The 23695-nt window shown below is 56.4% G+C and carries 23 protein-coding genes, 1 tRNA gene and 2 pseudogenes; 10 read left to right on the forward strand and 16 right to left on the reverse strand.

Annotated elements, in window-relative coordinates; translation table 11 throughout:
• Window positions 1–9: 9 nt before the first annotated feature.
• Window positions 10–1551, reverse strand: coding sequence for a helicase HerA-like domain-containing protein (locus tag AC2FJF_RS03360; protein WP_496722926.1), 1542 nt, complete (start codon window positions 1549–1551; stop codon window positions 10–12).
• A gap of 432 nt (window positions 1552–1983) precedes the next feature.
• Between AC2FJF_RS03360 and AC2FJF_RS03365 the strand changes: the two genes are divergently transcribed.
• Window positions 1984–2592 carry an invasion associated locus B family protein gene (locus AC2FJF_RS03365; protein WP_109311523.1) on the forward strand — a complete coding sequence of 203 codons (609 nt, stop codon included), beginning with the start codon at window positions 1984–1986 and terminating at the stop codon, window positions 2590–2592.
• Window positions 2593–2655: 63 nt separating this feature from the next.
• On the opposite strand, the gene AC2FJF_RS03370 is transcribed toward AC2FJF_RS03365, so the two are convergent.
• From AC2FJF_RS03370 to AC2FJF_RS03385, 4 genes are read right to left on the reverse strand one after another with little or no spacing between them, the layout of a single operon-like run.
• Window positions 2656–3864 (reverse strand): beta-ketoacyl-[acyl-carrier-protein] synthase family protein, encoded by a 1209-nt coding sequence (locus AC2FJF_RS03370; protein WP_282168295.1) that lies wholly within the window; start codon window positions 3862–3864, stop codon window positions 2656–2658.
• 9 nt (window positions 3865–3873) lie between these two features.
• Window positions 3874–4131 carry an acyl carrier protein gene (locus tag AC2FJF_RS03375; protein ID WP_058271604.1) on the reverse strand — a complete coding sequence of 86 codons (258 nt, stop codon included), beginning with the start codon at window positions 4129–4131 and terminating at the stop codon, window positions 3874–3876.
• A gap of 32 nt (window positions 4132–4163) precedes the next feature.
• On the reverse strand, window positions 4164–5255 hold the full coding sequence (gene lpxD / locus AC2FJF_RS03380) for a UDP-3-O-(3-hydroxymyristoyl)glucosamine N-acyltransferase (RefSeq protein WP_496722928.1): 1092 nt from the start codon (window positions 5253–5255) through the stop codon (window positions 4164–4166).
• A 36-nt stretch (window positions 5256–5291) separates the two neighbouring features.
• Window positions 5292–6896 (reverse strand): L,D-transpeptidase family protein, encoded by a 1605-nt coding sequence (locus AC2FJF_RS03385; protein WP_496722930.1) that lies wholly within the window; start codon window positions 6894–6896, stop codon window positions 5292–5294.
• Window positions 6897–7250: 354 nt separating this feature from the next.
• On the opposite strand from AC2FJF_RS03385, the gene mepK reads away from it, so the two are divergent.
• Entirely contained in the window at window positions 7251–7820 is a 570-nt protein-coding gene (gene mepK, locus AC2FJF_RS03390) for a peptidoglycan L,D-endopeptidase MepK (protein ID WP_058271601.1), read from the forward strand.
• A 285-nt stretch (window positions 7821–8105) separates the two neighbouring features.
• Window positions 8106–8282, forward strand: coding sequence for a hypothetical protein (locus AC2FJF_RS03395; protein WP_186437361.1), 177 nt, complete (start codon window positions 8106–8108; stop codon window positions 8280–8282).
• Window positions 8283–8441: 159 nt separating this feature from the next.
• Here AC2FJF_RS03395 and AC2FJF_RS03400 read toward each other — a convergent pair whose 3' ends face one another.
• Window positions 8442–8777, reverse strand: coding sequence for a winged helix-turn-helix transcriptional regulator (locus AC2FJF_RS03400; RefSeq protein WP_058271907.1), 336 nt, complete (start codon window positions 8775–8777; stop codon window positions 8442–8444).
• Between the two features lie 71 nt (window positions 8778–8848).
• Here AC2FJF_RS03400 and AC2FJF_RS03405 point away from each other — a divergent pair.
• Window positions 8849–9946 (forward strand): annotated as a pseudogene (locus AC2FJF_RS03405) (NAD(P)/FAD-dependent oxidoreductase); the annotation flags it as partial.
• A 111-nt stretch (window positions 9947–10057) separates the two neighbouring features.
• Here AC2FJF_RS03405 and AC2FJF_RS03410 read toward each other — a convergent pair.
• The 9 genes from AC2FJF_RS03410 to iscR form a co-directional block, all read right to left on the reverse strand.
• Window positions 10058–10134: transfer RNA gene (locus AC2FJF_RS03410), tRNA-Arg, on the reverse strand.
• Between the two features lie 66 nt (window positions 10135–10200).
• Window positions 10201–11421 carry a cysteine desulfurase gene (locus tag AC2FJF_RS03415; RefSeq protein WP_496722933.1) on the reverse strand — a complete coding sequence of 407 codons (1221 nt, stop codon included), beginning with the start codon at window positions 11419–11421 and terminating at the stop codon, window positions 10201–10203.
• Window positions 11422–11434: 13 nt separating this feature from the next.
• A complete protein-coding gene (locus AC2FJF_RS03420) occupies window positions 11435–12001 on the reverse strand; it encodes a Yip1 family protein (RefSeq protein ID WP_496722935.1) in 567 nt (188 codons plus the stop codon).
• Complete coding sequence (locus AC2FJF_RS03425; RefSeq protein ID WP_058277968.1) at window positions 11998–12483, reverse strand: YIP1 family protein; 486 nt, start codon at window positions 12481–12483, stop codon at window positions 11998–12000. The genes AC2FJF_RS03420 and AC2FJF_RS03425 overlap by 4 nt, the downstream gene beginning before the upstream one ends.
• The gene (locus tag AC2FJF_RS03430) at window positions 12483–13763 is read right to left on the reverse strand and encodes a SufB/SufD family protein (protein WP_496722937.1); all 1281 of its coding nucleotides are present in this window, start codon (window positions 13761–13763) and stop codon (window positions 12483–12485) included. Before AC2FJF_RS03430 ends, AC2FJF_RS03425 begins: the two co-directional genes overlap by 1 nt.
• Complete coding sequence (gene sufC, locus AC2FJF_RS03435) at window positions 13763–14518, reverse strand: Fe-S cluster assembly ATPase SufC (protein ID WP_496722939.1); 756 nt, start codon at window positions 14516–14518, stop codon at window positions 13763–13765. Before sufC ends, AC2FJF_RS03430 begins: the two co-directional genes overlap by 1 nt.
• A gap of 70 nt (window positions 14519–14588) precedes the next feature.
• Window positions 14589–16109, reverse strand: a complete 1521-nt coding sequence (gene sufB, locus AC2FJF_RS03440) for a Fe-S cluster assembly protein SufB (protein ID WP_058271676.1) — start codon at window positions 16107–16109, stop codon at window positions 14589–14591.
• 17 nt (window positions 16110–16126) lie between these two features.
• The gene (locus AC2FJF_RS03445) at window positions 16127–17170 is read right to left on the reverse strand and encodes a cysteine desulfurase family protein (RefSeq protein ID WP_496704208.1); all 1044 of its coding nucleotides are present in this window, start codon (window positions 17168–17170) and stop codon (window positions 16127–16129) included.
• Window positions 17171–17230: 60 nt separating this feature from the next.
• Window positions 17231–17689 carry a Fe-S cluster assembly transcriptional regulator IscR gene (gene iscR, locus AC2FJF_RS03450; protein WP_058271678.1) on the reverse strand — a complete coding sequence of 153 codons (459 nt, stop codon included), beginning with the start codon at window positions 17687–17689 and terminating at the stop codon, window positions 17231–17233.
• Between the two features lie 177 nt (window positions 17690–17866).
• On the opposite strand from iscR, the gene AC2FJF_RS03455 reads away from it, so the two are divergent.
• The 3 genes from AC2FJF_RS03455 to AC2FJF_RS03465 are packed head-to-tail and all read left to right on the forward strand — an operon-like array spanning window position 17867 to window position 19919.
• On the forward strand, window positions 17867–18520 hold the full coding sequence (locus AC2FJF_RS03455) for an alpha/beta hydrolase (RefSeq protein ID WP_058271679.1): 654 nt from the start codon (window positions 17867–17869) through the stop codon (window positions 18518–18520).
• A complete protein-coding gene (locus tag AC2FJF_RS03460) occupies window positions 18520–18765 on the forward strand; it encodes a hypothetical protein (protein ID WP_058271680.1) in 246 nt (81 codons plus the stop codon). The genes AC2FJF_RS03455 and AC2FJF_RS03460 overlap by 1 nt, the downstream gene beginning before the upstream one ends.
• Window positions 18762–19919, forward strand: a complete 1158-nt coding sequence (locus AC2FJF_RS03465) for an HD domain-containing protein (RefSeq protein WP_496722942.1) — start codon at window positions 18762–18764, stop codon at window positions 19917–19919. The genes AC2FJF_RS03460 and AC2FJF_RS03465 overlap by 4 nt, the downstream gene beginning before the upstream one ends.
• A 53-nt stretch (window positions 19920–19972) precedes the next feature.
• Here AC2FJF_RS03465 and AC2FJF_RS03470 read toward each other — a convergent pair whose 3' ends face one another.
• Window positions 19973–20104 (reverse strand): hypothetical protein, encoded by a 132-nt coding sequence (locus tag AC2FJF_RS03470; RefSeq protein WP_472723796.1) that lies wholly within the window; start codon window positions 20102–20104, stop codon window positions 19973–19975.
• Window positions 20105–20309: 205 nt separating this feature from the next.
• Between AC2FJF_RS03470 and AC2FJF_RS03475 the strand changes: the two genes are divergently transcribed.
• From AC2FJF_RS03475 to AC2FJF_RS03485, 3 genes and pseudogenes are all read left to right on the forward strand, one after another.
• On the forward strand, window positions 20310–20645 hold the full coding sequence (locus tag AC2FJF_RS03475; RefSeq protein WP_282151243.1) for a DMT family transporter: 336 nt from the start codon (window positions 20310–20312) through the stop codon (window positions 20643–20645).
• A gap of 76 nt (window positions 20646–20721) precedes the next feature.
• Entirely contained in the window at window positions 20722–22539 is a 1818-nt protein-coding gene (gene typA / locus AC2FJF_RS03480) for a translational GTPase TypA (RefSeq protein WP_496722944.1), read from the forward strand.
• A 437-nt stretch (window positions 22540–22976) separates the two neighbouring features.
• Window positions 22977–23695 (forward strand): annotated as a pseudogene (locus AC2FJF_RS03485) (hypothetical protein); the annotation flags it as partial.

A 23695-nucleotide genomic window follows, 5' to 3' on the forward strand; every position in this document is an offset into this window, starting at 1 on the left:
GCACTACCCTTATCTGGCCTTGAACAAACCGCCAAGAATGCCGCGTACAATGCGACGTCCGGTTGTTCCTTTCAGTTCCTTGATCACAGCCTCACTCATAGCGGTTGCGAATGTGTCTTTCTTACGCATCACGCGAGAGGATGACCGCCCAACCCGGCTGCCGGAATAGCGTCTTGCTGTCGCAAATTCACGCTCGGCCGTGGATTGCGTTTCCAACTGTTCCTCGGCCTCGGCCGCTGCTTGCGCTGCTGCATCTGCGCGGGACTGAAGGATTTCAAAGGCAGATTTCCGGTCCTTCAACTGCCCGTATTTCACTTTCATCGCTGACGCATCCATCAGCGCCTTCCGCTCGGCCTTGGTGATTGGCCCCAGTTGCGTTCCCGGCGGGCGGATCAGAGTGCGTTCTACGATCCCTGGCACGCCTTTTTTCTGCAACATCGAGGTCACGGCCTCACCGACACCAACCTCACGGATCGCCTCTTCGGTGTCGAAGGCTGGGTTTTCACGATAGGTTTCTGCTGCAAGCCGCAGGTTCTTGCGATCCCGCGCCGTGAATGCGCGCAAGGCATGCTGCACCCGGTTGCCCAGTTGTCCCAGAATATCTTCCGGAACGTCCGCCGGGTTCTGAGAGATGAAATAGACGCCCACACCTTTGGAGCGAATGAGGCGGGCGACCTGTTCGACCTTGTCAACAAGAACCTTGGGCGCATCATCGAACAGCAGATGCGCTTCGTCGAAGAAGAACACCAGTTTGGGTTTGTCCGGGTCGCCAACTTCCGGCAGTTCCTCAAACAGTTCGCTTAGCAGCCACAGTAGGAATGTTGCGTACAGACGCGGTGACCCCATCAGCTTGTCGGCGGCAAGGATGTTCACGACGCCCTGCCCGCGTTCATCCACGCGCATCAGATCGGCCAGTTCCAATGCGGGTTCACCAAACAGTTTGGTGCCGCCTTGGTTTTCCAGCACCAGCAGGCGGCGTTGAATAGCCCCGATCGAAGCGGTTGAGACGTTCCCGTATCGCAAAGACAACTGTGCCCGGTTTTCCCCGATCCAGACCAGCAGCGACTGAAGATCCTTGAGGTCCAGCAGCGGTAGCCCTTCTTCGTCTGCAACCCGGAACGCGATGTTCAGAATACCCTCTTGCGCTTCGCTCAGATCCATCAGGCGCGACAGCAGAAGCGGCCCCATCTCGGTCACGGTTGTCCGAACGGGATGTCCCTGTTGCCCGAACAGATCCCAGAACGTGACCGGACACGCGCCATACGCGTAATCGGTAAAGCCTATCCGCTGGGCGCGATCCTGAAACGCTTTGTGAAGCTTGTGACCTTCGCTGCCCGCCTTGGCCAGACCGGACAGGTCCCCTTTGACGTCAGACAGGAAAACCGGAACACCGGCTTGGGAAAACCCCTCGGCCAGAATTTGCAGCGTCACCGTTTTACCTGTTCCCGTCGCCCCCGCGATCATGCCGTGGCGGTTGGCATATTTCAGCGTCAGCGACTGCGGTTGGCCGTAGTCGTTACCACCGCCGCCCAAGAATATGTTTTGGTCCATGAATGTAAGGCCTTATTTCCACCGATCTGCGGCCAGCATACAAAGTTAACCTTTAACTGCGAAAGTCTAATTGCTGCCCACGTCGCTAAGGTTACGGGGCGGCATATTTCCTCCCTGTCGACTGACCGCGCCTTCGGGCGCGGTTTTTTTCACAAATCATGGCCGTTACATTAAAATTTCAGGTTTTCAGTTGACCGATGCCCCTGCCTTTCGTAACGTCTGCGCATAAATAAGTCGGCCAGTCCGACGGGGAGAAAATTTTTAGAAGGGAGCCGCTCCACCGGCTCCCTTTGTTCTTTTTGCCGTCGCGCTAGATTTCCGATAACCCGGCGAAAAACCGTTCACATGTTGAAATGACCCACCTTAGCCCCTGACAGTGTGGGACAAGGGTGATAGACGAGTGAAAAAGTCCAACATAAGACCGAGGCAATCATGATCAAGAACACCCTTTCAGTCAGCCTGGTGACCGCTTCTTTGTGGTGCGGAGTCGCATACGCTCAGGAAACGACGCAGGAAACCGAACAGCAACCCCAGACCTCGCAAACTCAGATCGGCAACGATCTGGACCTGGGTGAAACCGGTCCGCGTAACGGCGAACAATACGTCAAGGAAGAAAAAGGCGACTGGGCGATCCTGTGCATCAAGACCGATGCCGACGAAGACCCCTGCGCGATGCGTCAGATCCTGACCGGCGAGCAAGGCCAGCCGATCGCGGAAATTACTCTGGAAAAATTGCCCGAAGGCGTGGCCGCGGTTGCCGGAGCAACTGTGGTTGTCCCGCTGGAAACGATGCTACAGGCGCAGCTGGCGCTTTCGATCGATGGTGCTCCGGGCAAGCGCTATGACTACCACCACTGTAACCCCGTTGGCTGTGTCGCGCAGATGGGCTTTACCGAGGGCGACGTGGAGGCAATGAAGGTCGGAACCAAAGCGACCTTGTCGCTTGTGTCGGTTCTCGCACCAAACCAACTGCTGCAACTTGAAGTATCGCTGTCAGGCTTTACAGCAGGTTTTGAAGGCTTGAAAGTTCTGCAGAACTGAGGTTTCGCTAAGCTAAAAACGCCGCCCGGATTTACCGGCGGCGTCTTTGTTTGAAATCAGCATTTATATGCGTTTTAGGGCTATTACCGCATTCAGCCCGCCAAAAGCAAAGGCGTTGCTAAGTGCTACGTCCACTTTCGCTTCGCGGGCTTCGTTTGGCACAACATCCAGCGCGCATTCGGGGTCCGGCTCTTCATAGCCGATGGTCGGAGCGATCACGCCATCCCGCAGTGCCATGATACAGGCCAGCAGTTCGACCGCGCCGGTGCCACCGATAAGGTGGCCGTGCATCGACTTTGTCGAAGAAATCATCAGCTCATCTGCATGGGGGCCAAAAACACCGGCCACGGCCGCGCATTCCGTCTTATCATTGGCCGCGGTGCCGGTTCCATGCGCGTTGATATATCCAACACTGTCCGCGCTTAACCCTGCATCCGCAAGCGCGCCCGACATGGCACGCGCAGCGCCCTGTTTGCTGGGCATGACAATGTCCGACGCATCTGACGACATCGCAAAACCCACGACCTCACACAGGATATCAGCCCCACGGGCGCGGGCGTGCTCGAATTCTTCGAACACGAAGACACCTGCGCCTTCGCCTTGCACCATGCCATTGCGATTCGCGCTGAACGGGCGGCAGGCGTCCTTGGACATGACACGCAGCCCTTCCCAGGCTTTGACACCACCAAAACACAACATCGACTCTGACCCACCGGTCAGCATCGCCGGAGCAGCACCGCTGCGTACCATCTGGAACGCCAGCGCCATTGCGTGGTTGGACGAGGCACAGGCCGTCGACACCGTAAAGCTGGGGCCCTTAAGGTTATGCTCCATCGAGACGTGACTGGCCGCCGCATTGTTCATCAGCTTGGGAACGACAAACGGGTGCACCCGGTTTTTGCCATCCTCGTAAACGGAACGGTAGTTGTCATCCCAGGTCGAAACGCCTCCACCAGCGGTTCCCAACACAACGCCCGAGCGGGCCGCGAGGTCACCGTGGAATTCGATCCCGGATTGATCAATTGCTTCTTTGGCCGCTGTCAGAGTGAATTGTGTGAACCGGTCATACAGGGTCATTTGCTGGCGGTTAAACCGCCCCTCGGCCTCGAACCCGCGGACCTGACCACCAATCTGAATGGCCAGTCTTTCAACATCGCGAAATTCAAGCGCAGAGATACCGCAGCGCCCTTCGCGCATAGCCTCTAACGTATCAGGCACCGAATGGCCCAGTGAATTGATTGTACCGGCCCCGGTGATAACGACGCGTTTCATAGGATTATGTCAGACCTTTTCCGACACCAGCTTTTGGATACCGGTGATGATGGCCGCGACATTCGAGATGTCGAAGTCGCTGGCGCTCGGCTCGTTTGCGTTGAACGGAATCGAGATATCGAACTCTTCCTCGATGGCAAAAATGCTCTCGACCAGTCCAAGGCTGTCGATACCCAGATCTTCGAGCGTGCTTTCGGGTGTCACATCCGACGGCTCCAGCACGGCCTGCTCTGCAATGATTGCGATGACGCGGTCGCTGATGCTCATGTCGATCCTCTAATTATCATGTTGTGGTTGATTTAATCGCTCGGAGGCTGTTTGGAAACAGCCTTTTTCAGCGCCTCAACGTCACGTGCCAATCTCGGCAGCCGGCGCTGCGCTTTGTAAATGTCTGTATGCGTTTCCATTTTGATGGCGGGATAGCCCATAACCACGCGCCCTTTGGGAACGTTGGATAGGATTTTTGTGCCCCCGCCCGCAATCACACCATCGCCGATAAAGATATTGTCCGACACTCCGGTCTGTCCGCCCAAAACAACGTTGTTTCCAATTTCAACTGATCCGGACACACCGGATTGCCCGCATAACAGGCAATCCTGCCCGACACGTGTGTTGTGCCCAATATGAACCTGGTTATCGAGCTTTGAGCCATCGCCGATGCGGGTGTTCCTGATGGTTCCATTGTCAATGGTGCAATTCGCACCGACTTCGACATCATCGCCAATCTCAACGGCACCCAAAGAATGAATGCGGAGCCAGCTTTGCGCCCGGGCTTCACCCTGATCGCCCATGGATTTGCGGGCGTTTTCCACGCCTGATACCTCGGGCGTCACAAAGCTGAAACCGTCACTGCCGATCCTAGCGCCGGGTTGCGCAATGAAACGATCACCGATCTGAGCCCTTGCTCCGATACTCACCATCTCGCGCAGAAACGCGTCGTCGCCCAGAACGGCTTCCAGACCGATCACGCAATGTGGGCCGATAACCGCATTTTTGCCGATACGCGCACCGGCACCAACAACTACCAATGGACCGATCGAGGCGCCGTCGCCGATCTCCGCTGTCGGGTCGACTACGGCCGAAGGGTGAATGCCCGGCTCAACCCCCTGCCCGCGATCGAGCATCGACGTGATACCTGCCATGGCCATGCGTGGACGTGGCACAAAAATAGCGGCCTCCAGCCCTAGAGCCTGCCAATCCGCGCCCTCCCACAAGACGGCGGCACGGGCGGCACCCGTGCTAAGCGCGTCAGCATATTTCGGCGACATCGCCATTGCCAGATCAGACGACCCGGCATCGGCCGGTTCTGCGGCGCGCTTTATGACAAGGCCAAGATCACCCTGACAGTCCGCGCCCAAGGCTTCGGCGATTTGCTGAATAGTGTACTGCATGACGGGCTTCCCGAATTAAGGACCTGCCCCCGGTGATTACCCCTGAACGTCCGGCAGGGCTACCCCTGCTTTCTGCAGAGCGTCCCAGATTTTTCGGTCCCGGTCATAGACATCGCGGCGGTACTGAACCTCACCTTTCGGACCGACATAGGCGGTGCGATAGACCAGGTGAACCGGAACATGCTGTTCCAGCGGGACAGTCGTTTCCTTGCCGGACGCCAATATACGGTGGAAAAACGACTTTGGGTCCTCTTCCTGCTTGGCCAAAAGCGCATAGGCAAACTCAAAAGGTTGCGCCAAACGGATACACCCGTGCGAGAACGCCCGCGTCTCACGTGCAAACAGAGATTTCTGAGGCGTATCATGCAGATAGATGTTGTACTTATTGGGGAACATGAACTTCACCAACCCAAGTGCGTTGCTTTTGCTCGGGGGTTGACGCATAGCAAACGGGAAGTTTCTGGTGTTGAACTGGGTGAAATCAACCGCGCCCCGATTGACCAGACGACCGCTGCGATCCGTGATCTGGATGTGACCTACGGCGTTTGGATTTGACTGCAGTTTTGGCAGATATTCCTTGGTGATGATCGAACGCGGTACATACCAACTGGGGTTGATGACCATATGCTCCATCTCGTCCGAAAACTCCGGGCTACGACGGTCATGCACGTTCTTGCCGATCACGGCGCGGGTTTCAAAGGTAACCCGGCCATCGTCCACGATCTTGGCCGAAAAGTCGGCTTGGTTGACCAGAATGTGCCGCTCACCCCGTTCCCGCGGCAACCAGCGTTCTCGTTCCAGTGCAACGTACACGGCCTTCAAACGCTCGGACGCCGTGCGGTTAAGTTCGGTGATCGTGCCCTCTCCGGCGACACCATCGGTGGCCAGACCGTGCGCCTGCTGGAAGTCTTTGACAGCACCCAGCATTGCCTCATCGAATTCGGGGCTTGCGGTCGGACTTAGATACCCCATTGTGATCAGACGGTTACGAAGTTTAATTACATTAGATCCGGTATCGCCATACTCCAACTTACCCACGGGCACACCGGCACCCCAACCGCCTTGGTTGACCAAAGCTTCCAGCGCGATTTTCTGTTTCATCAATGCGCGGTACTGGGTGGACTGCGGCGCGAGTTGATCGAAATACCCGTCACCCTCCGCAGTCAGCAGGCCCTGCAAATGGTCATTGACTGACCGACGCGACACCTTGCGGACCAGCCCATCGTCGATCTGCGCAGGACGCAATGCGCCCGAAAACAGATCACTTGCGTAGCTGACAAACGCCTTGCTCAGTTCAATTTCAACCGCACCCAAGTCCCGCAGCGATCTGGCGTCCTGCATCTTTGAAACAATCGACTGAACGTCATAAGCCCCTTCTGGCAAACCATGCAAGTTCGTAGTCGACAAAGCCTTGATCAACCGCGCCCTACGCGCCTCGTGCTCGGGCGTGTCTCCGACCCAGATTGGCGCAAACGCGTTGGTACGATAGAACTCTGCCAGGCCCGAACCTGCAGGCGCAAACTCGGCAACAGCCATTTGAAATGCCGTTCCGGGTGCCGACTGGGCACTTGCCACAGAGGCTGACGCCGTAATGCAAGCGGCGAAGATAAGACTTTTAGGCAACTGAAAAAGTGCTCGCATGGGATGACCTTGATTATTCAATACTTTGCGCGTTCTGAGGCGCGTTCCGAACGAATATGGTTTTCAGCTGGACGTTTTGTCCATTCACAAATACATCAATCCAAAGCATCCATCCGAGCCTGATGCGCGTTTGCATCGGCTATGTTGCGCGAACGCCTAATTGCCTCAATAGTATACCGATTTGCATCACCTGCGCAAAAATTCGCCGAAAATTCCCCCTTGAAAAGATGAATGTGAAAGATTTCTTGGCTGGCTTTTCGGACTGTGTCATAAATCCCGCATCTGGGATGGGAAAAAATTAAGATCGCGCGCGTAACATCGTGTGCAGGCAGGAACAGTACGGGACGAAACGAAATGACCACGAGCAGTACATCGGGCTTGACCCGGCGTGCCCTATTGGGCGCATTCGCTGCAACAGCAGTTGTAGCAGCACCGACTTATTCCAATGCAGCAGGTTTTTTGCGCGGTGGCGGCGATATCCGTCGTATCCGAATGTATTCGGGCCGCACGGGCGAACGGATCGATATGATCTATTGGGTCGACGGCAAATACATCAAGGACGCCGTCAAAGAAGTGAACCACTTCATGCGCGACTGGCGCACTGACCAGGCCAAGTCTATGGATCTGCGCACCATCGATATCATGGCAGCCTCTCACAATCTTCTGGACGTGAATGAGCCCTACACTCTTTTGTCCGGCTACCGCTCCCCCCAAACCAATGCAATGCTGCGGTCTCGTTCGCGCCGTGTGGCCAAGAACTCGCTGCACATGAAAGGTCAGGCTGCTGACTTGCGCCTTTCGTCTCGTTCTGTGTCCCAGATGGCCAAAGCAGCCATGTCTTGCCGCGCTGGTGGTGTTGGCAAGTACCACCGCTCGAACTTCGTCCATATGGATTGCGGCGAGGTTCGCAGCTGGGGCGGCTAAAAGACACCCAAACTGTTTCTCAACGACGAGCGCCCTTGGGCGCTCTTTGTTTTTTGGACGACCTGCGCACATGTTTTGCCCGGATACGGGATTGCCAATTGCCGCGCTTACAAGTCCGGAATTGGCGGCCAAAAAAGTATTTTCACGAACTTGGAAACATCATTCTTTGGTGAGCCACCATTCGTATCTCACCGACAAGTTCATAACATGATGAAAAATATCGCGACTTTATGAAGAGATTTTTTACGAGAAAGGAGTCATATTGCGGCGTTAGAGGAAAGATTAATGATTTCGATTGTCACCAAAGTCATAGCTTTGTTCCTGCTGGTTGCCGCGCTTTATCTGGCGTACTACGCTGGTTCGTTTCAGCAAGAACTCAAGGATACTGATAAACCGCCACCCGTGGTTTTGTTTTCCATTGTAGTGGCCCTTGCCGCCTATCTGCTTTTGGTTCTGGTATAACCGCCCCGTCTGGTATTGGGGTGCACGCGCCGCTTCATTCCGCGCAAGGGCGCCAGCGCTTGTGGGTTTCCGGGCGCCGCTGCCTCAGCGCACTTTCTCGACCTATTTGTGACGAATGGCAGTACGCCCGCTATTGCGGCTCAGCTTACTACAGTGCCATCATTTCGGATCGCGCAGCAGATCCGCGTTGCTCGCCGCCCAGTCATGCATCGCCTGCAGCAGCGGTATCAAACTTTGCCCTAAAGGTGTCAGGCTGTATTCCACATGGGGCGGGATGGTTTTGAAGTCTTTGCGTGACACAAAGCCCGCTTCTTGCAACTCACTTAGCTGGCGGGTCAGTGTCCGGTGCGTTATGCTGCCAAGGTTTCGCTGAAGCTGATTAAACCGCGAGGTTTCCTGCGCCAGCCAATAGACAATCAAAAGTTTCCACTTACCAGAAATCGCTTCGATCAACGGCTCGATGAGGCAATTCTCTTTCGATTCGAGAGTTGTCATGACAGTATCCTAAATGACCGTACTTGTCGTTTTGATCATGTAATTCTAACTACTGTCCGGAACACGCAAACGCAATGAGGATCGGGATGCCCAAGAAGAAAGTAGTGATTGTTGGTGGCGGATATGTCGGCTTTGAAGTTGCTAAAGAATTGGATGCACATGCCGATGTCACACTGATCGAACAACGCGAAGCTTTTATGCAGCCGCCAGCGACAATCCGGGCGCTCCTGGACCCTGCTTTGCTGGATCAGATCGTTCTGCCGTATGATCGCCTGCTAAAGACCGGGCGGGTCGTGCGTGGCCGCGCTGTATCGGTGTCTCAAACCGAAGTGACCCTGGAAGATGGCAATGTCCATCCCGCTGATTTCATCGTCGTGGCCACAGGTTCGTCCTATGCGGCACCGTTCAAACCATCGGGCGACAGCATCGATGATTTTCGTCGGGCCAGCGCGGATGTCAGCGCGCAATTGGCAGCCGCGAAATCGGTGGCAATCGTCGGGGCTGGTGCTGTTGGCACAGAACTGGCGGGGGAAATTGCTGCGGCACGACCGGACAAGGACATCACTTTGATTTCGTCGGACGACACCCTTTTCCCGATGTATCCCGCTAAGTTTGGCAACCAGATCAAACGCAAACTTGAACGCGCCGGTGTATCTGTCGTGCTTGGTCAAAGGGCCGAGGATCTACAGCGTATGGATATGCCTTACGCGGGATCAGTGAAACTGACCGATGGCCGGGTTGTCTCGGCTCATCTGGTGTTTCCGGTCGTCGGATCAAAACCAAATTCGACCTTGATTCAGACTTTACCTGGCGTGAATGCTCTACCATCCGGTCGGGTCAAGACCGACAAATGGATGCGCCCGTCGGGTTTTCCGAATGTCTTCATCGCGGGCGACATCGCCGACATTGGTGACGGTATGACGATTGTCGCGATCACCAGACAAAACCCATGGTTGATCAAGACATTGAAACAGGTGTTGAAGGGACAGGCGGTCGAAGATCAAAAGCCCTATGCGCCTTGGAAGAAGGCACCAATCCTCGTTCCGCTGGGACCTCATGTCGGCAATAGTTGGCTCTTTGCGACGGTTGGCGATTGGATCACCCGCAAGATGAAGGGAAAAGAGCTTTTTATCCCAAAGTATCGCAAGGCATTCGGTCTTTCACGATAGCGGCAGTTCTGAGCTGGTGCATTTCACGGCCCGATCAATTGAATGCCGAAGCGAAAGCGGGCTTAAGAGGGCAAAATCATCACCCAGCTAGCCGTAAGCCATTAATAGTAATGGCGCACCTGAGAGGATTCGAACCTCTGGCCTCTGCCTTCGGAGGGCAGCGCTCTATCCAGCTGAGCTACAGGTGCCTTGGCCGTTAGCTAACCTTGTTCCGATCCGGGTGCAACTGCAAATCTTTCCGGATCGGCCAGGTTTCACGCAAACAAATCATGTGCCAATTCCAGCGCGTCGATCAGTATGTCGACCTCGTCCGTGGTGTTGTACAGACCAAAGCTTGCGCGGCAAGTCGCCGTGACACCGTAGAAATCCATAAGAGGACCAGCGCAATGGTGCCCGGCACGAACAGCCACGCCTTTCTTGTCCAGAATGGTCGAGACATCATGTGCGTGCCCGGCCCCGTCCATCGTAAAGCTGAAGATCGCGGCCTTGTCCGGGCGTGTGCCCTGAACCTGCAACCAATTCAGACCGGTCAGTTTCTGCATGGCATAGTCGCGCAACCCGGCCTCATGAGCGGCGATATTTTCCATCCCCAGATCCATCATGTAATCCAGCGCAACACCCAGACCGATGGTTTGGACAATACCGGGCGTTCCGGCCTCGAACTTCATTGGCGGGTCGTTGTAGATCACCTGGTCCTTGCTGACCTCTTTGATCATATCGCCGCCACCGATAAAGGGGCGCATCTCGGCCATGCGTTCGGATTTGATGTAAATCGCACCCGACCCCGAAGGGCCGTAAAGCTTGTGACCGGTGATTGCATAGAAATCGCATCCGATGTCGGCGACGTTGACAGGCATGTGCACGGCGCCCTGACTGCCATCGACCAACACCGGTACGCCTTTCGCGTGCGCGCCTTCCGTGATCGCTTTGACGTCGACCACCGTGCCCAACACGTTCGAACACTGCGTCACTGCAACCAGCTTGGTCTTGGGACCGATCGCGTCGATCACGGCCTGCGGGTCAAGCCCTCCGTCCGCGTTCACGTCGACCCATTTCAGGACGACGCCCTGACGTTCACGCAGGAAATGCCAGGGAACGATATTGGCGTGGTGTTCCATCACGCTCAGCACGATCTCATCTCCGGCCTCCATGCGCGGCATGGCCCAGCCATAGGCGACCAGGTTGATCCCCTCGGTCGTGCCCGAGTTCAAGACAATCTCATCCTCGTCCGCCGCGCCCAGAAAACGGGCGATGGTTCCGCGAACGGATTCGTATTTCTCGGTTGCAAGATTGGACAGGTAGTGCAGGCCGCGGTGAACATTCGCGTATTCTTCGGAATATGCCCGTGTTACCGCATCAATCACGACCTGCGGTTTTTGCGCCGATGCGCCATTGTCCAGATAGGTCAACGGCTTGCCGTTCACTTCCCGAGACAGGATTGGAAAATCTGAGCGGATTTTCTGCACGTCATACATGGTCTTTTATTCCCTATACGGGGCCGCCGGGCGTTAATGCGAGGACAAAGGGCACTGCAATCAAAGCAGATAACACGATGACCCCGAAGGATTTAGCAAGCGAACCGAACTGATGCGCTTCATTCAGAAAATGGAGCGTGACGTAAAGGCTGATAATCGCCGTGGCCAGCAAAAACATCAGCATCAAAAACGGCAGCACGATGGTGATGACCAGCGTGATAACCATCGCAGCGATCTGAAGGTATTGCAGCCAGATCGTCAGCGTCAGAATGTCATCGAATGTTGCACGGCCACCCAGTAACCGCCCCACGAACAGGAATGCCCCGACGCTGAGCAACATGGCGCCCGCAGATCGGACCAGACCCAGGAACACCGGCGTAGGTGGGGGTACGGATTCACCATTGGGGACCGGAATCAAGTGATCAATACCCAGTTGCACAAGGCCGTTCAGCACCACAGCCAGAAAGAAAGCCAGCCATAGGATTTCACGCCCCGGCCGCATGTCCAAAAGGCGTCGGGCCGCTTGGGCGGGGTGTGTCAGGGTCAAGATCGCAAGATCGACAAAGCCAGTGGGATTCATTCTTGCCGCCTTTGCGCTTGACTGAGACCTGCCAGCCAGAACCACAGGAAAACTGCGAACCAGACGATCCCGACGAGTGTCAGGGCCGGGCCAGATCCTATGAAACCACCGACCAAACCATTCAACAAAACCAGAGGTGTTGAGGACAATAGCGCCCAAAACAACGCCAATCTTGCGCCATAAGACGTTCCCTGGCCGCCGACCAGCCGGGCCGCGCCGTATGAGACAAAGGCCAGCAGGTAGAAAAACAGAGGCAGGATAATGACAGTGCCCATCAAGGCACCGCCCATTAACATATCCAGCTCCAACCCTTCGATATGCGCGCGTCGCGCAAGGCTGGGCAATTGCGCGATGAATGCAACGATGCAAAACGCCATGACAAACATCAGCGCCCTGTCCTCTCGCGGGCCAAGATCAAGAAGCCGTCGCACGACACGACCCGGCCCCCGATAGGTGGCCACGATATCCGAGGTCAAAGGCATCAGATGTGTCGCGACAGCCAGCCTTCAAGGCGGTTCACAATGGCCTCTGACAATACCTCATCCTCGATCTCATCGACGGCTTCGGCCAAAAATGCCAGCGTCAGCATATTGGTGGCGTCCTTCACTGAAACCCCACGCGAACGCAGGTAGAACAGCGCCGTCTCATCAATCGCACCCGAGGTCGAGCCGTGCGAACACGCAACATCGTCGGCATAGATCTCAAGTTCGGGCTTGGCGAGGAACTGGCTGTCATCATCCAGCAGCAAGGACTGGCTGATCTGATACCCGTCAGTCTTCTGTGCGCCTTCCTTGACCAGGATCTTGCCTTGGAACACGCCGGTCGCGCCGTTGCGCAGAACTTTCTTAAAGACCTGACGGCTCTCACAGTTCACCGCGTCATGCGTAACGAAAACCGTGTCGTCATGGTGGAAATCACCATCACCTACGCAGGCGCCTGCCACATGAGCAATAGCGTCATCGCCGGTCAGTTCGATCACCTGTTCGTTGCGTGTCAAAACTCCATTCACTGTCAGCGTGAAGGACTTAAAGACAGATTCCCGTCCCAGCCGCGTGAACATGTGAGTCGCAGCGCAACGTTCGTGGTCCCTGCCCTGCGCGCGTACGTGATGCAACGTACCGCCATCGGCGATGTCGATCTCGATACATTTGTTGAACCGCGACGCTGCCGGGCCGTTTTCCAGTATCGTCACCTCAGCCCCGCTTTCGACACGGATGATGTGATGCAGCATGGCGTCCGAAGTTTCGGATGCATGGCGATAGATCAGGCTGATCGGCTTGGTCGGTTTGCCGGTGACGTGGATCGCAACGCCATCTGCGGCAAAGGCCGTATTCAAAGCAGCCAACGGCCGCTGAACCGGGGATTGCCCGCGCGATTCCAGAACGCCGTACAACTCTTTCGCCCAGTGGATATCCTTGCAGCAGATATTCTCGATCCGGTCGATATTGACACCTTCCAGCTCTAGATCATCCGACTCTTCGGCGCTGAACACACCGTCGATGAAAACGATCTTCAATCGGTTGAGATTGCCAAACAGTAGCGGTTCGTCTGAGCGGAACAAAGCGGCATGCGGCTGTTCGGCCGAGATCAGCGTGTCGGGGCGCGTGTACTTCCAATACTCGTCGCGCCGACCCGGCAGACCCATTTCCAGCACACGCGCCAGCGCGTCTTCGCGCGCGGCACGGGTGCACCCGGCATCGGGCATGGTCAGCGTGGCCAGCCGCGCCTCGGTCGCGGTTTGTTTTACTTCGGGCAAAGCCATCAGTTCACCTCGGCCAGGATGTCGGCATAGCCGTTGTTTTCAACTTCCAACGCCAGTTCGGGACCGCCGGTTTTAACGATGCGACCGTCTGCCATGATGTGCACGACATCGGGTTTTATGTGGTCCAGCAGGCGCTGATAGTGGGTGATGACCAGGAAACCACGACCTTCATCACGCAACGCGTTCACGCCTTCAGCCACCAGTTTCATCGCATCGACGTCCAGACCCGAATCCGTTTCGTCCAGGATGCACATCTTGGGTTCCAGCATCGCCATCTGCAGGATTTCGTTCCGCTTCTTCTCACCGCCTGAGAAGCCAACGTTTACTGGACGCTTGAGCATGTCCGCGTCGATTTTCAGCGATTTTGCCTTGGCCCGCACTTCCTTCAGGAAATCAGCCGCCGACAGTTCATCTTCGCCCCGCGCCTTGCGCTGTGCGTTCACGGCTGTGCGCAGGAAGGTCATGTTACCAACGCCCGGGATTTCCACGGGGTACTGGAACGCCAAAAAGATACCCGCTGCAGCGCGCTCTTCCGGCTCCATCTCCAACAGGTCCGCACCTTCCAGCGTGGCCGAGCCTTCGGTCACTTCGTACCCATCGCGGCCCGACAGCACATAGCTGAGCGTCGACTTGCCCGAGCCGTTCGGCCCCATGATCGCATGCACCTTTCCGGCCTCGACGGTCAGGTCGACACCTTTAAGGATTTGCTTTTCTTCTTCCTCAAGTTTCACGTGCAGGTTTTTGATTTCCAGCATTTTTTGTCCTTTTGCGTACCGCAAGGGGCCATCCGGCCCCGATATGTTCTAAATTCAGAGGAAGGCGGGGTTAACCCACTGATCCTTCAAGGCTGATGGCCACCAACTGCTGCGCTTCCATGGCAAACTCCATCGGCAGCGCCTGCAGGACGTCCTTGCAGAACCCGTTAACGACCAGCGCCACGGCTTCTTCCTCGTCCATGCCGCGCTGACGGCAGTAGAACAGTTGATCGTCATCTACCTTGGATGTCGTCGCCTCATGCTCCACGCGCGATGAATTGTTGCGAACCTCGATATACGGCACCGTATGGGCCCCGCATTTATCACCGATCAGCAAGCTGTCGCACTGGGTGTAGTTGCGGCTGTCCTTCGCCTTGGGGTGCATCGAAACCAGACCACGATAGGTGTTCTGCGCTTTGCCCGCGCTGATCCCTTTGGACACGATGCGCGACTTGGTGTTCTTGCCCAGATGCACCATTTTGGTGCCGGTATCGGCTTGCTGCATGTTGTTGGTGATGGCGATCGAGTAGAACTCACCCTGGCTTTCGTCACCGCGCAGGATGCAGGACGGGTACTTCCAGGTCACGGCGGATCCGGTTTCCACTTGGGTCCACATCACCTTGGACCGGTCACCCCGGCAATCGGCGCGCTTGGTCACAAAGTTATAGATACCGCCCTTGCCGTTTTCATCCCCGGGGAACCAGTTCTGAACGGTCGAGTATTTCACCTCAGCATCTTCTTCGATGATGATCTCAACAACGGCCGCGTGCAGCTGGGCCGTGTCGCGCTGCGGCGCGGTGCAGCCTTCCAAATACGAAACGTAAGAACCCTTGTCCGCGATAATCAGTGTGCGTTCGAACTGACCCGTGTTTTCCGCGTTAATGCGGAAGTAGGTGCTCAGTTCCATCGGGCAGCGGACGCCCGGTGGGATGTAGACAAACGAGCCATCCGAGAACACGGCCGAGTTCAGCGTGGCGTAAAAGTTGTCAGAAACAGGCACAACAGTGCCAAGATATTTTTTGACCAGTTCAGGGTGCTCCCTGATCGCCTCGGAAATCGAACAGAAGATCACGCCGTGTTTGGCCAGCTCGTCCTGGAACGTTGTGCCAACTGAAACCGAGTCGAACACCGCATCCACGGCCACCTTGCGACCTTCGGCAGGCATATCCTCGGCGCCTTCGACACCGGCCAGAATCATCTGCTCTTTCAGCGGGATACCAAGCTTTTCGTATGTGGCCAGAAGCTTGGGATCGACCTCATCCAACGATTTGGGCTTTTCCTCCATCGACTTGGGACGGGCATAGTAATACTGGTCCTGAAAGTCGATCTTGGGATAGTGGACCATAGCCCAGTTCGGCTCATCCATCTTGGTCCAGCGTTCGAAGGCCGCCAGACGCCATTCCGTCATCCATTCGGGCTCTTCGTTCTTTTCCGAGATCAGCCGGACGATATCCGGGTTTACGCCCTTGGGAGCATATTCCATCTCGATATCGGTATCCCAACCGTATTTGTAGGTACTGACCTCGCGTACCGCGTCCACGGTTTCCTGATCGACACCTTCTTTTACCTGGGTCTGGTCCAAAGCGGCCATATGACACCTCCGTCAGATCACGCGGCGCGCGCGCGATGCTTCTTTTCTTTTTCAAGCCACGTTTCGGCGAAACGCAGCACATCTTCTTCAGTGGTCAAAGGTCCCAGAGACACGCGGATCGCGCTTGCTGCTGTGACCTCATCAAAACCCATCGCGGTTAACACCGCGCTTGCCCGGACCTTGCCGCTGGAACAGGCAGAACCTGCACTGATAGCGAAACCTGCCAGATCCATCTGCATGACCTGCGTTTCGCCCTTCCAGCCGGGGGTTGCGAAACACGAGGTATTCGGAAGGCGGTCCTGACCTTTCCCGACAAAAATAGTAGATTTAGAACCAGCCTCAAGGGCATTTTCTAGAATATTTCTAAATTCACGAACCTGTTCCCAGATACCATTTGAAAGATCCCGCGCCGCAGCTTCAGCTGCCGCCCCGAACCCCGCGATTCCAATGACATTTTCGGTGCCTGACCGTCGGCCCATCTCTTGCCCACCGCCTTTGATCATTGCAGGCAGTTCAGTGCCACGTTTCATCACCACCGCGCCAATACCTTTCGGGCCGCCCAGCTTATGGGCCGAAATCAACGCCATCTGGACGCCCAGCCAATTAAAAGCCACCGGCAATTTGCCAAAGGCCTGTGTCGCGTCTGTCACCGCCAATCCGTTTGGCAACGATTGGACAATCCCCGTCTCGGAATTCGCCAATTGCAGGGTCGACTGCTGGGGGTTTGACACGTCCACCTGACCAGATTGCGACGCGGGCAAGTCTTCGGTGATCCATGATCTGATCGCGTCATGCTCAATCGCGGACCCGTGCAAATCACGATTGATCAATGTCAGCGCTGCCCCTTCGGTCGAACCTGATGTGAACACAACGTCTGCCCCATCCGCACCAAATGCGGCTGCAACCTGCGCCCTTGCCCGCTCGATCAGAGCCTTGGCCGCACGGCCCTCGGCGTGAACGGACGAAGGGTTCCCGCACAATTCCATCGCCGCCACCATGGCCTGGCGGGCCTCGGGGCGCAGCGGTGTTGTTGCGTTATGATCCAGATAAACACGATTCATGGATACATCTTTTCCTGGTCGCAAAGCGGGGAAGAAACCCAAAAGGCAAACAGCATTAGATTACTCATCAACGATGGAAAACAGACTGGGAACTGCCGGGCACGGGGCCAAGTCGTTCTTGATCACGTCAGACAGGCGCGTTTGGTGCAAAAAAACGTAGACATGCGCACTGAGACCTTCCCATAGACGGTTGGTCAAAGACTGCGCCCGGCTGCCCGAGGATGCCCCGGATGCCCCGGCACCTTTTTGCAGCGCGTCCACGGTTTCATCCACCGCCGCCAGAACTTCGACCACCCGAATCTCGGAAGCAGGCCGCGCCAGACGATACCCGCCGCCCGGTCCACGTACGGACGAAACCAGTTCGGCCCGGCGCAATTTGACGAAAAGCTGTTCAAGATAAGGAAGCGAGACATCCTGACGTTCGGAAATTTCGCTAAGCGTCACCAAGCGGTCCGAGGGCTGTAGAGCAATATCAGCCAGTGCAACCATCGCGTAACGACCCTTTGTCGAAAGCTTCATTGTCTTTCCCTCATGGCAGGTTATAAGCGAAAACATTGACGCCGCCGCCGCCAGTGCGTATCTCCGACAGGCAGCGCCTAGCGCAAAGCATCATAATTAGAACCGTTCTAAAGTGCCTTACGATTACCGTCAAGTATATCATGGCATCAGGAAGAAAAAGACAGGACCAAAGCACACATGCCCGAGGTGATTTTTCCCGGACCCGAAGGCCGCCTGGAAGGCCGCTACCACCCGCAAAAGGAAAAAGACGCACCGATTGCCATCGTGCTGCACCCGCATCCACAATTCGGCGGGACCATGAACAACAAGGTGGTCTATAATCTGCACTATGCGTTTTACAACATGGGCTTCACCGTGTTGCGCTTTAACTTCCGCGGCGTGGGCCGCAGCCAGGGCGAATACGATCAGGGCATCGGTGAGCTGAGCGATGCAGCGTCAGCGCTGGATTATCTGCAGTCGATGAACAACAACTCCAAGCACTGCTGGGTTGCCGGCTTCTCGTTCGGTGCCTGGATCGGAATGCAGCTGCTGATGCGCCGCCCAGAAATTACGGGCTTTATCAGCGTGTCGCCACCAGCCAACATGTATGACTTCTCGTTCTTGGCCCCCTGCCCTTCGTCCGGCCTGATCATCAACGGCTCGTCCGACCGTGTGGCCCCGCCCGCCGACACCACGTCGCTGGTCAACAAACTGCACGAACAAAAGGGCATCACCATCACCCATAACGAGGTTGAGGGTGCTGATCACTTCTTCCAGGACCGTCACATGGACACGCTGATCACCGATGTCAGTGACTATGTGAAGCGTCGTCTGACCGAGAACACGCGCTAATGTCGAATACCATCACAACGCTTGCGGCCAAATTAGCCGAGGACACAATGAAGGTGATGGACGAAACCGGCAATGATCGTTTCTTTGTCGAGGTGGGAGAGCTTTTGGGCGCCTCCTCCCAGACCTTGGAAGAGGCCTTTTTGACCGAAATGCGTGTACGCATCGCTGAACGCAAAGCGCGCAAGTTTGTCATCGACGCACTGACCAAACATCGATCCCAGGTGAAAGCGATTGAAAAGAAATGACTGAAAGACTGTCCGCGCAACTTGAATTCCTGAAACGCGCGGACAGGCTGAAGTCGGTCGATCGCGCCAATGCGCTCCTGGATCGGTCCCGCCCTGAAAACTCTGCAGAACACAGCTGGCACCTGGCCTTATGGGCATTGACGATGGAGCCGTTGGCGGGTGACGACGTTAACATTAACCGCGTCATACGCATGCTGCTGTTGCACGATCTGGTCGAGATCATCGTCGGCGATCACCCCATTCACCTGGAAACCGATTGGAACGCCGTGGAACGCGCCGAGCGCGCGGCGGCGGACGAGTTGTTTAGTCTCTTGCCGGACGATCAGACGTCTGCGTTTCAAGCCCTGTGGGAAGAGTTCGAGGCCGACGCGACGCCGGACGCGAAATTCGCCAAGTATCTGGACCGATGCCAACCGCTGTTTCAAGTCTTGTGTTCGCCAACCCCCAACCCGGATCATGTTGAAGTAGCGCGGGAAAACCTCTGCAGTGGTCGCGCCGCGTATTTGGCACGGGAATTCCCCCAAGCACACGCTCTGGCCAGCGCCATGCTGCACGCGCAGTCAACGCCCGAAACTGCGTTTTCTGAACGGCTGGCTTTTCTGACTGAGGCAGACCGCCTGAAGTCCGTTTACCGCGCCTCACGCCTGTTGTCTGATGATCGGTTTGAAAACTCGGCCGAACATTCCTGGCACATCATGCTGTTTGCTTGGGTGTTGTCGGAATACGCGCAGCCCGGTGTATCGCTGGACCAAGTCCTGAAAATGCTTCTGCTGCATGACATCGTCGAAATTGATGCCGGAGATCACCCCATCCACGGTCAAGTCGACCACGCCGCACAAGAAGCCGAGGAAAAGGCAGCAGCCGACAGGTTGTTCGGGTTGTTGCCCGAGGCACCGCAGCACGCCTTCCGGACGCTATGGGAGGAGTTCGAAGCCGCCGAGTCGCCAGACGCGCGATTTGCCAAGGCGATCGATCGGTTTCAAACCCCGATCGGGAACCTTGAAACAGGTGGCGGGTCCTGGGTCGATTACAACGTGACGTTTGCCCAGATCGAACGCCGTGTGGGAATCCCGATCAATCGCGGTGCACCAGCGCTGTGGTCATGGTTGCGACCGAAACTGAGCACGTATTTTTCAGAAAACACTGTCGGTTGAGCCAATAGAAAAAGGGGCGCAAAAGCCCCTTTTCCAATCGTTCCGGCAGGCACTTAAACCTGAAAACTTTCAAACCGCTCAACACCACTGGCTGCGTTTATGTCGACGGACCCCCCGCCCGCAAGCCACCCAAGCGCCACTATGAATGCCGAAGCAACGATCACGGATATCGCAAATTTCGTCATTGAAAACTCATAAAAGAAAACTAAAAACCACCCATTTCCTATCAGAATTTTTCTCTTTGAAATAGTATGGTTATCCTGACCTCTTCGGTGGGCAGTCCCGGTTCTTCCGACACAGAACTTTTCCCAATATCCATTCACATTCCCCTTGTCGTGAATTGGGATTTTGTGGTCAACCTCCCCAACTGCAACTGAATCGAGACCTGCCGTGCCCAAAGCCTATCTCATCCTATTGCTGGCGGTTTTCGCCGAAACAATTGGCACAACGGCGCTGCAGGCCAGCCAGCAGTTCAGCCGGTTTTGGCCCTCTGTTTTGGTTGTCGTGGGTTACGGAGTTGCTTTTTACTTACTGGGCCTCACCCTGAAATTTATGCCGGTCGGCATCGTCTATGCCATTTGGTCAGGCTTGGGGATCGTTCTGATCGCCATCATAGGCTTCATTGTTTTTGGTCAGCGCCTGGACTGGCCTGCGGTGCTCGGTTTGGCGATGATATTGGCCGGAATCCTGATCATTCACCTGTTTTCCAGCACAGCGGGCCACTGACGACCGGTTAGGGCTGGCCTATTCAGTCAATCCGCGTTATGCGCGCGGCAACTTCCCGTTCAAAGGCTGACCTCTCATGGACCTGCGCAATATCGCAATCATCGCTCACGTGGACCACGGTAAAACGACCCTGGTGGATGAGCTGCTCAAACAATCCGGTGCGTTCCGGGAAAACCAGGCGGTGGCCGAACGCGCCATGGATAGCAATGATCTGGAGCGCGAACGCGGCATCACCATCCTTGCCAAAGCGACCTCGGTCGAATGGAAAGGCACCCGGGTCAACATCGTTGACACCCCCGGCCACGCCGATTTCGGTGGCGAGGTTGAGCGGATCCTCAGCATGGTCGACGGTGTTGTCCTGTTGGTGGACGCCGCCGAAGGCCCGATGCCGCAGACCAAATTCGTGACGTCCAAGGCGTTGGCGCTGGGCCTGCGTCCCATCGTGGTTCTGAACAAGGTAGACAAACCCGACGCTGAACCAGACCGCGCACTTGATGAATGCTTTGACCTGTTCGCCAACCTCGGCGCTGACGATGACCAGCTGGACTTTCCGTCCATGTATGCCTCGGGCCGCTCGGGCTGGGCGGATATGGAGCTGGACGGGCCACGCAAGGACCTGACCGCCCTGTTCGATCTGATCGTCGATCACGTCCCTGCCCCAAAGCAGGTCGAAAACAAAGATGAGCCTTTCCGTATGCTGGCCACGACACTGGGCAGCGATCCGTTCATCGGTCGCATCCTAACCGGTCGTGTGGAAAGCGGCACTTTGAAAGCGGGCGACAACCTCAAGGCGCTGAGCCGTGATGGCACGCTGATCGAAAACTTCCGCGCGTCGAAAATCCTGGCGTTCCGCGGACTGGCCCAACAGCCCATCGACGTGGCCGAAGCAGGCGATATCGTCACCATCGCAGGCATGAGCAAGGCAACCGTAGCCGACTCGCTGGTTTCGCCGCAGGTTGACGAAGCCCTGCCCGCACAGCCCATCGATCCGCCAACCATCACCGTGACCTTCGGCATCAACGACTCGCCGCTGGCCGGTCGGGACGGCAAGAAAGTTCAGTCGCGTGTTATCCGCGACCGCCTGATGAAAGAGGCCGAGTCGAACGTTGCCATCCGCATCACCGACACACCCGGCGGCGAGGCCTTCGAGGTCGCTGGTCGCGGCGAATTGCAAATGGGCGTTCTGATCGAGAACATGCGCCGCGAAGGGTTCGAGCTCAGCATCTCGCGCCCGCAGGTTCTGTTCCGCGAGGAAGACGGCCAGCGCATGGAGCCCATCGAAGAAGTCACTATTGACGTCGACGATGAATATTCAGGCTCGGTGATCGAAAAGATCACTGGCGCGCGTAAAGGCGAACTTGCCGAAATGCGCCCGGCCGGCGCTGGCAAGACCCGTATCATCGCGCATGTACCGTCGCGCGGGTTGATCGGATATCACGGCGAGTTCCTGACCGACACGCGCGGCACCGGTGTTCTGAACCGTGTGTTCCACGGCTGGGCGGCCCACAAAGGCCCGATCCCGGGTCGTCGTGCGGGGGTTTTGATCTCGATGGAAAACGGACAGGCCGTGGCATATGCGCTGTGGAACCTGGAAGAGCGCGGCCGGATGTTCGTTGCTCCGCAAACCGACGTGTATCAGGGCATGGTCATCGGTGAACACTCACGCGATAACGACCTTGAGGTGAACCCGCTCAAAGGCAAGAAACTGACCAACGTACGCGCCAGCGGTTCCGATGACGCCGTCCGCCTGACACCTCATATCCAGTATTCCTTGGAAGAGGCGATTGCCTATATCGATGATGACGAACTGGTTGAGGTCACTCCAAACGCCATTCGACTGCGCAAGCGTTATCTTGACCCGCACGAGCGGAAACGGATGGCAAGATCGGCCTGAACCGGTCTGTGACACTGTTTACATAATCTAAACAATGTGGCGTTCGTGGTAAAATTACTTCTAGAATTACCATCTAAATCAAAAGAAAGCCCGTCGTACTGACGGGCTTTTTCTTATGTTTTTCATACAGTTTCACCAATAGGTTGCAAATCTACCGGCGTCTATCGCTGTTACTCGACCAACAAATCAGGCAATATACGGAAGTATTTTTGTCCAAACTGTGGCACAATTACTTTGTTAATAGGTGTTGGTAATGAGTTTAAAGGAGTAGCGCTATGCGCGTAAGATCCCGTTTATATTCGTTTGTATTTTTATCCGCGACATTCCCACTGATGGCAACAAGCGCGGCTCATGCGGCTGAAGTTTGCAAAGTTAAAACAGCCCGGCAGTCTGTATCCACCGAAACGCTTTGTAGTTGCAAAGTCGTCGACAAGCGGATGCTGCGCTACATTCAGCGCCGGGCCGACTTTGAGGATATCTTGGCCCGCACATCGCAAGCCTGTCCTCTGTTCGCAGCGATTTTGACTGATATCCCGACGGCAACCGTTGCAAGGAACCGAACCAGCGACGGCGATGACAGAAGCTCTTCAAGTGGTAACAACGGTTCGTCCGAAAGCAGCGGCGGTGCCGGAGTATCCGGCACAAGTGGTGAATCCGGCGATGGTGGTGATGGCGGCAGCGGCAATGGCGGCGGCAACGGTGGTAGCAACGACGGTGGCAACGGTGGCGGTAATTCCGGCAGCGGTGACGGCAACGGCGACAGCAATGGCGGCGAAAACTCCGGCAGCGGTGATGGCAATGGCGGTAGCAACGGCGGCGGTAACTCCGGCAGCGGCGACGGCAACGGCGGCAGTAATGGCGGCGGAAACTCCAGCAGCGGCGATGGTAACGGTGGCAGCAATGGCGGCGGTAACTCCGACAGCGGCAGCGGTAATGGCGGCAGCAATGACGGTGGAAACTCCAATAGCGGCGACGGCAATGGCGGCGGCAATGGCGACGGCAACGATGGCGGTGGCAGCGACGGAAGCGGTGGCGGTGCCGGTGGTGGCGGCGCCGATGGCAGCGGTGGCGGCGACGGCGGCGGTGGCAGCGACGGAAGCGGTGGCGGTGCCGGTGGTGGCGGCGCCGATGGCAGCGGTGGCGGCGACGGCGGCGG

It is taken from the genome of Ruegeria sp. CDSB013 (genome assembly GCF_059611165.1).

What these genes read in the sequence shown, in the direction of transcription:
- lpxD (WP_496722928.1), bottom strand. Translation starts at nt 5,255, where the DNA reads ATGCAGTACACTATTCAGCAAATCGCCGAAGCCTTGGGCGCGGACTGT.
- mepK (WP_058271601.1), top strand. Translation starts at nt 7,251, where the DNA reads ATGACCACGAGCAGTACATCGGGCTTGACCCGGCGTGCCCTATTGGGC.
- iscR (WP_058271678.1), bottom strand. Translation starts at nt 17,689, where the DNA reads ATGAAGCTTTCGACAAAGGGTCGTTACGCGATGGTTGCACTGGCTGAT.
- AC2FJF_RS03385 (WP_496722930.1), bottom strand. Translation starts at nt 6,896, where the DNA reads ATGCGAGCACTTTTTCAGTTGCCTAAAAGTCTTATCTTCGCCGCTTGC.
- AC2FJF_RS03465 (WP_496722942.1), top strand. Translation starts at nt 18,762, where the DNA reads ATGACTGAAAGACTGTCCGCGCAACTTGAATTCCTGAAACGCGCGGAC.
- sufB (WP_058271676.1), bottom strand. Translation starts at nt 16,109, where the DNA reads ATGGCCGCTTTGGACCAGACCCAGGTAAAAGAAGGTGTCGATCAGGAA.
- AC2FJF_RS03365 (WP_109311523.1), top strand. Translation starts at nt 1,984, where the DNA reads ATGATCAAGAACACCCTTTCAGTCAGCCTGGTGACCGCTTCTTTGTGG.
- sufC (WP_496722939.1), bottom strand. Translation starts at nt 14,518, where the DNA reads ATGCTGGAAATCAAAAACCTGCACGTGAAACTTGAGGAAGAAGAAAAG.
- AC2FJF_RS03420 (WP_496722935.1), bottom strand. Translation starts at nt 12,001, where the DNA reads ATGAATCCCACTGGCTTTGTCGATCTTGCGATCTTGACCCTGACACAC.
- AC2FJF_RS03360 (WP_496722926.1), bottom strand. Translation starts at nt 1,551, where the DNA reads ATGGACCAAAACATATTCTTGGGCGGCGGTGGTAACGACTACGGCCAA.
- AC2FJF_RS03460 (WP_058271680.1), top strand. Translation starts at nt 18,520, where the DNA reads ATGTCGAATACCATCACAACGCTTGCGGCCAAATTAGCCGAGGACACA.
- AC2FJF_RS03455 (WP_058271679.1), top strand. Translation starts at nt 17,867, where the DNA reads ATGCCCGAGGTGATTTTTCCCGGACCCGAAGGCCGCCTGGAAGGCCGC.
- AC2FJF_RS03425 (WP_058277968.1), bottom strand. Translation starts at nt 12,483, where the DNA reads ATGCCTTTGACCTCGGATATCGTGGCCACCTATCGGGGGCCGGGTCGT.
- AC2FJF_RS03395 (WP_186437361.1), top strand. Translation starts at nt 8,106, where the DNA reads ATGATTTCGATTGTCACCAAAGTCATAGCTTTGTTCCTGCTGGTTGCC.
- AC2FJF_RS03375 (WP_058271604.1), bottom strand. Translation starts at nt 4,131, where the DNA reads ATGAGCATCAGCGACCGCGTCATCGCAATCATTGCAGAGCAGGCCGTG.
- AC2FJF_RS03370 (WP_282168295.1), bottom strand. Translation starts at nt 3,864, where the DNA reads ATGAAACGCGTCGTTATCACCGGGGCCGGTACAATCAATTCACTGGGC.
- AC2FJF_RS03415 (WP_496722933.1), bottom strand. Translation starts at nt 11,421, where the DNA reads ATGTATGACGTGCAGAAAATCCGCTCAGATTTTCCAATCCTGTCTCGG.
- AC2FJF_RS03430 (WP_496722937.1), bottom strand. Translation starts at nt 13,763, where the DNA reads ATGGCTTTGCCCGAAGTAAAACAAACCGCGACCGAGGCGCGGCTGGCC.
- AC2FJF_RS03400 (WP_058271907.1), bottom strand. Translation starts at nt 8,777, where the DNA reads ATGACAACTCTCGAATCGAAAGAGAATTGCCTCATCGAGCCGTTGATC.
- AC2FJF_RS03470 (WP_472723796.1), bottom strand. Translation starts at nt 20,104, where the DNA reads ATGACGAAATTTGCGATATCCGTGATCGTTGCTTCGGCATTCATAGTG.
- AC2FJF_RS03445 (WP_496704208.1), bottom strand. Translation starts at nt 17,170, where the DNA reads ATGAATCGTGTTTATCTGGATCATAACGCAACAACACCGCTGCGCCCC.
- typA (WP_496722944.1), top strand. Translation starts at nt 20,722, where the DNA reads ATGGACCTGCGCAATATCGCAATCATCGCTCACGTGGACCACGGTAAA.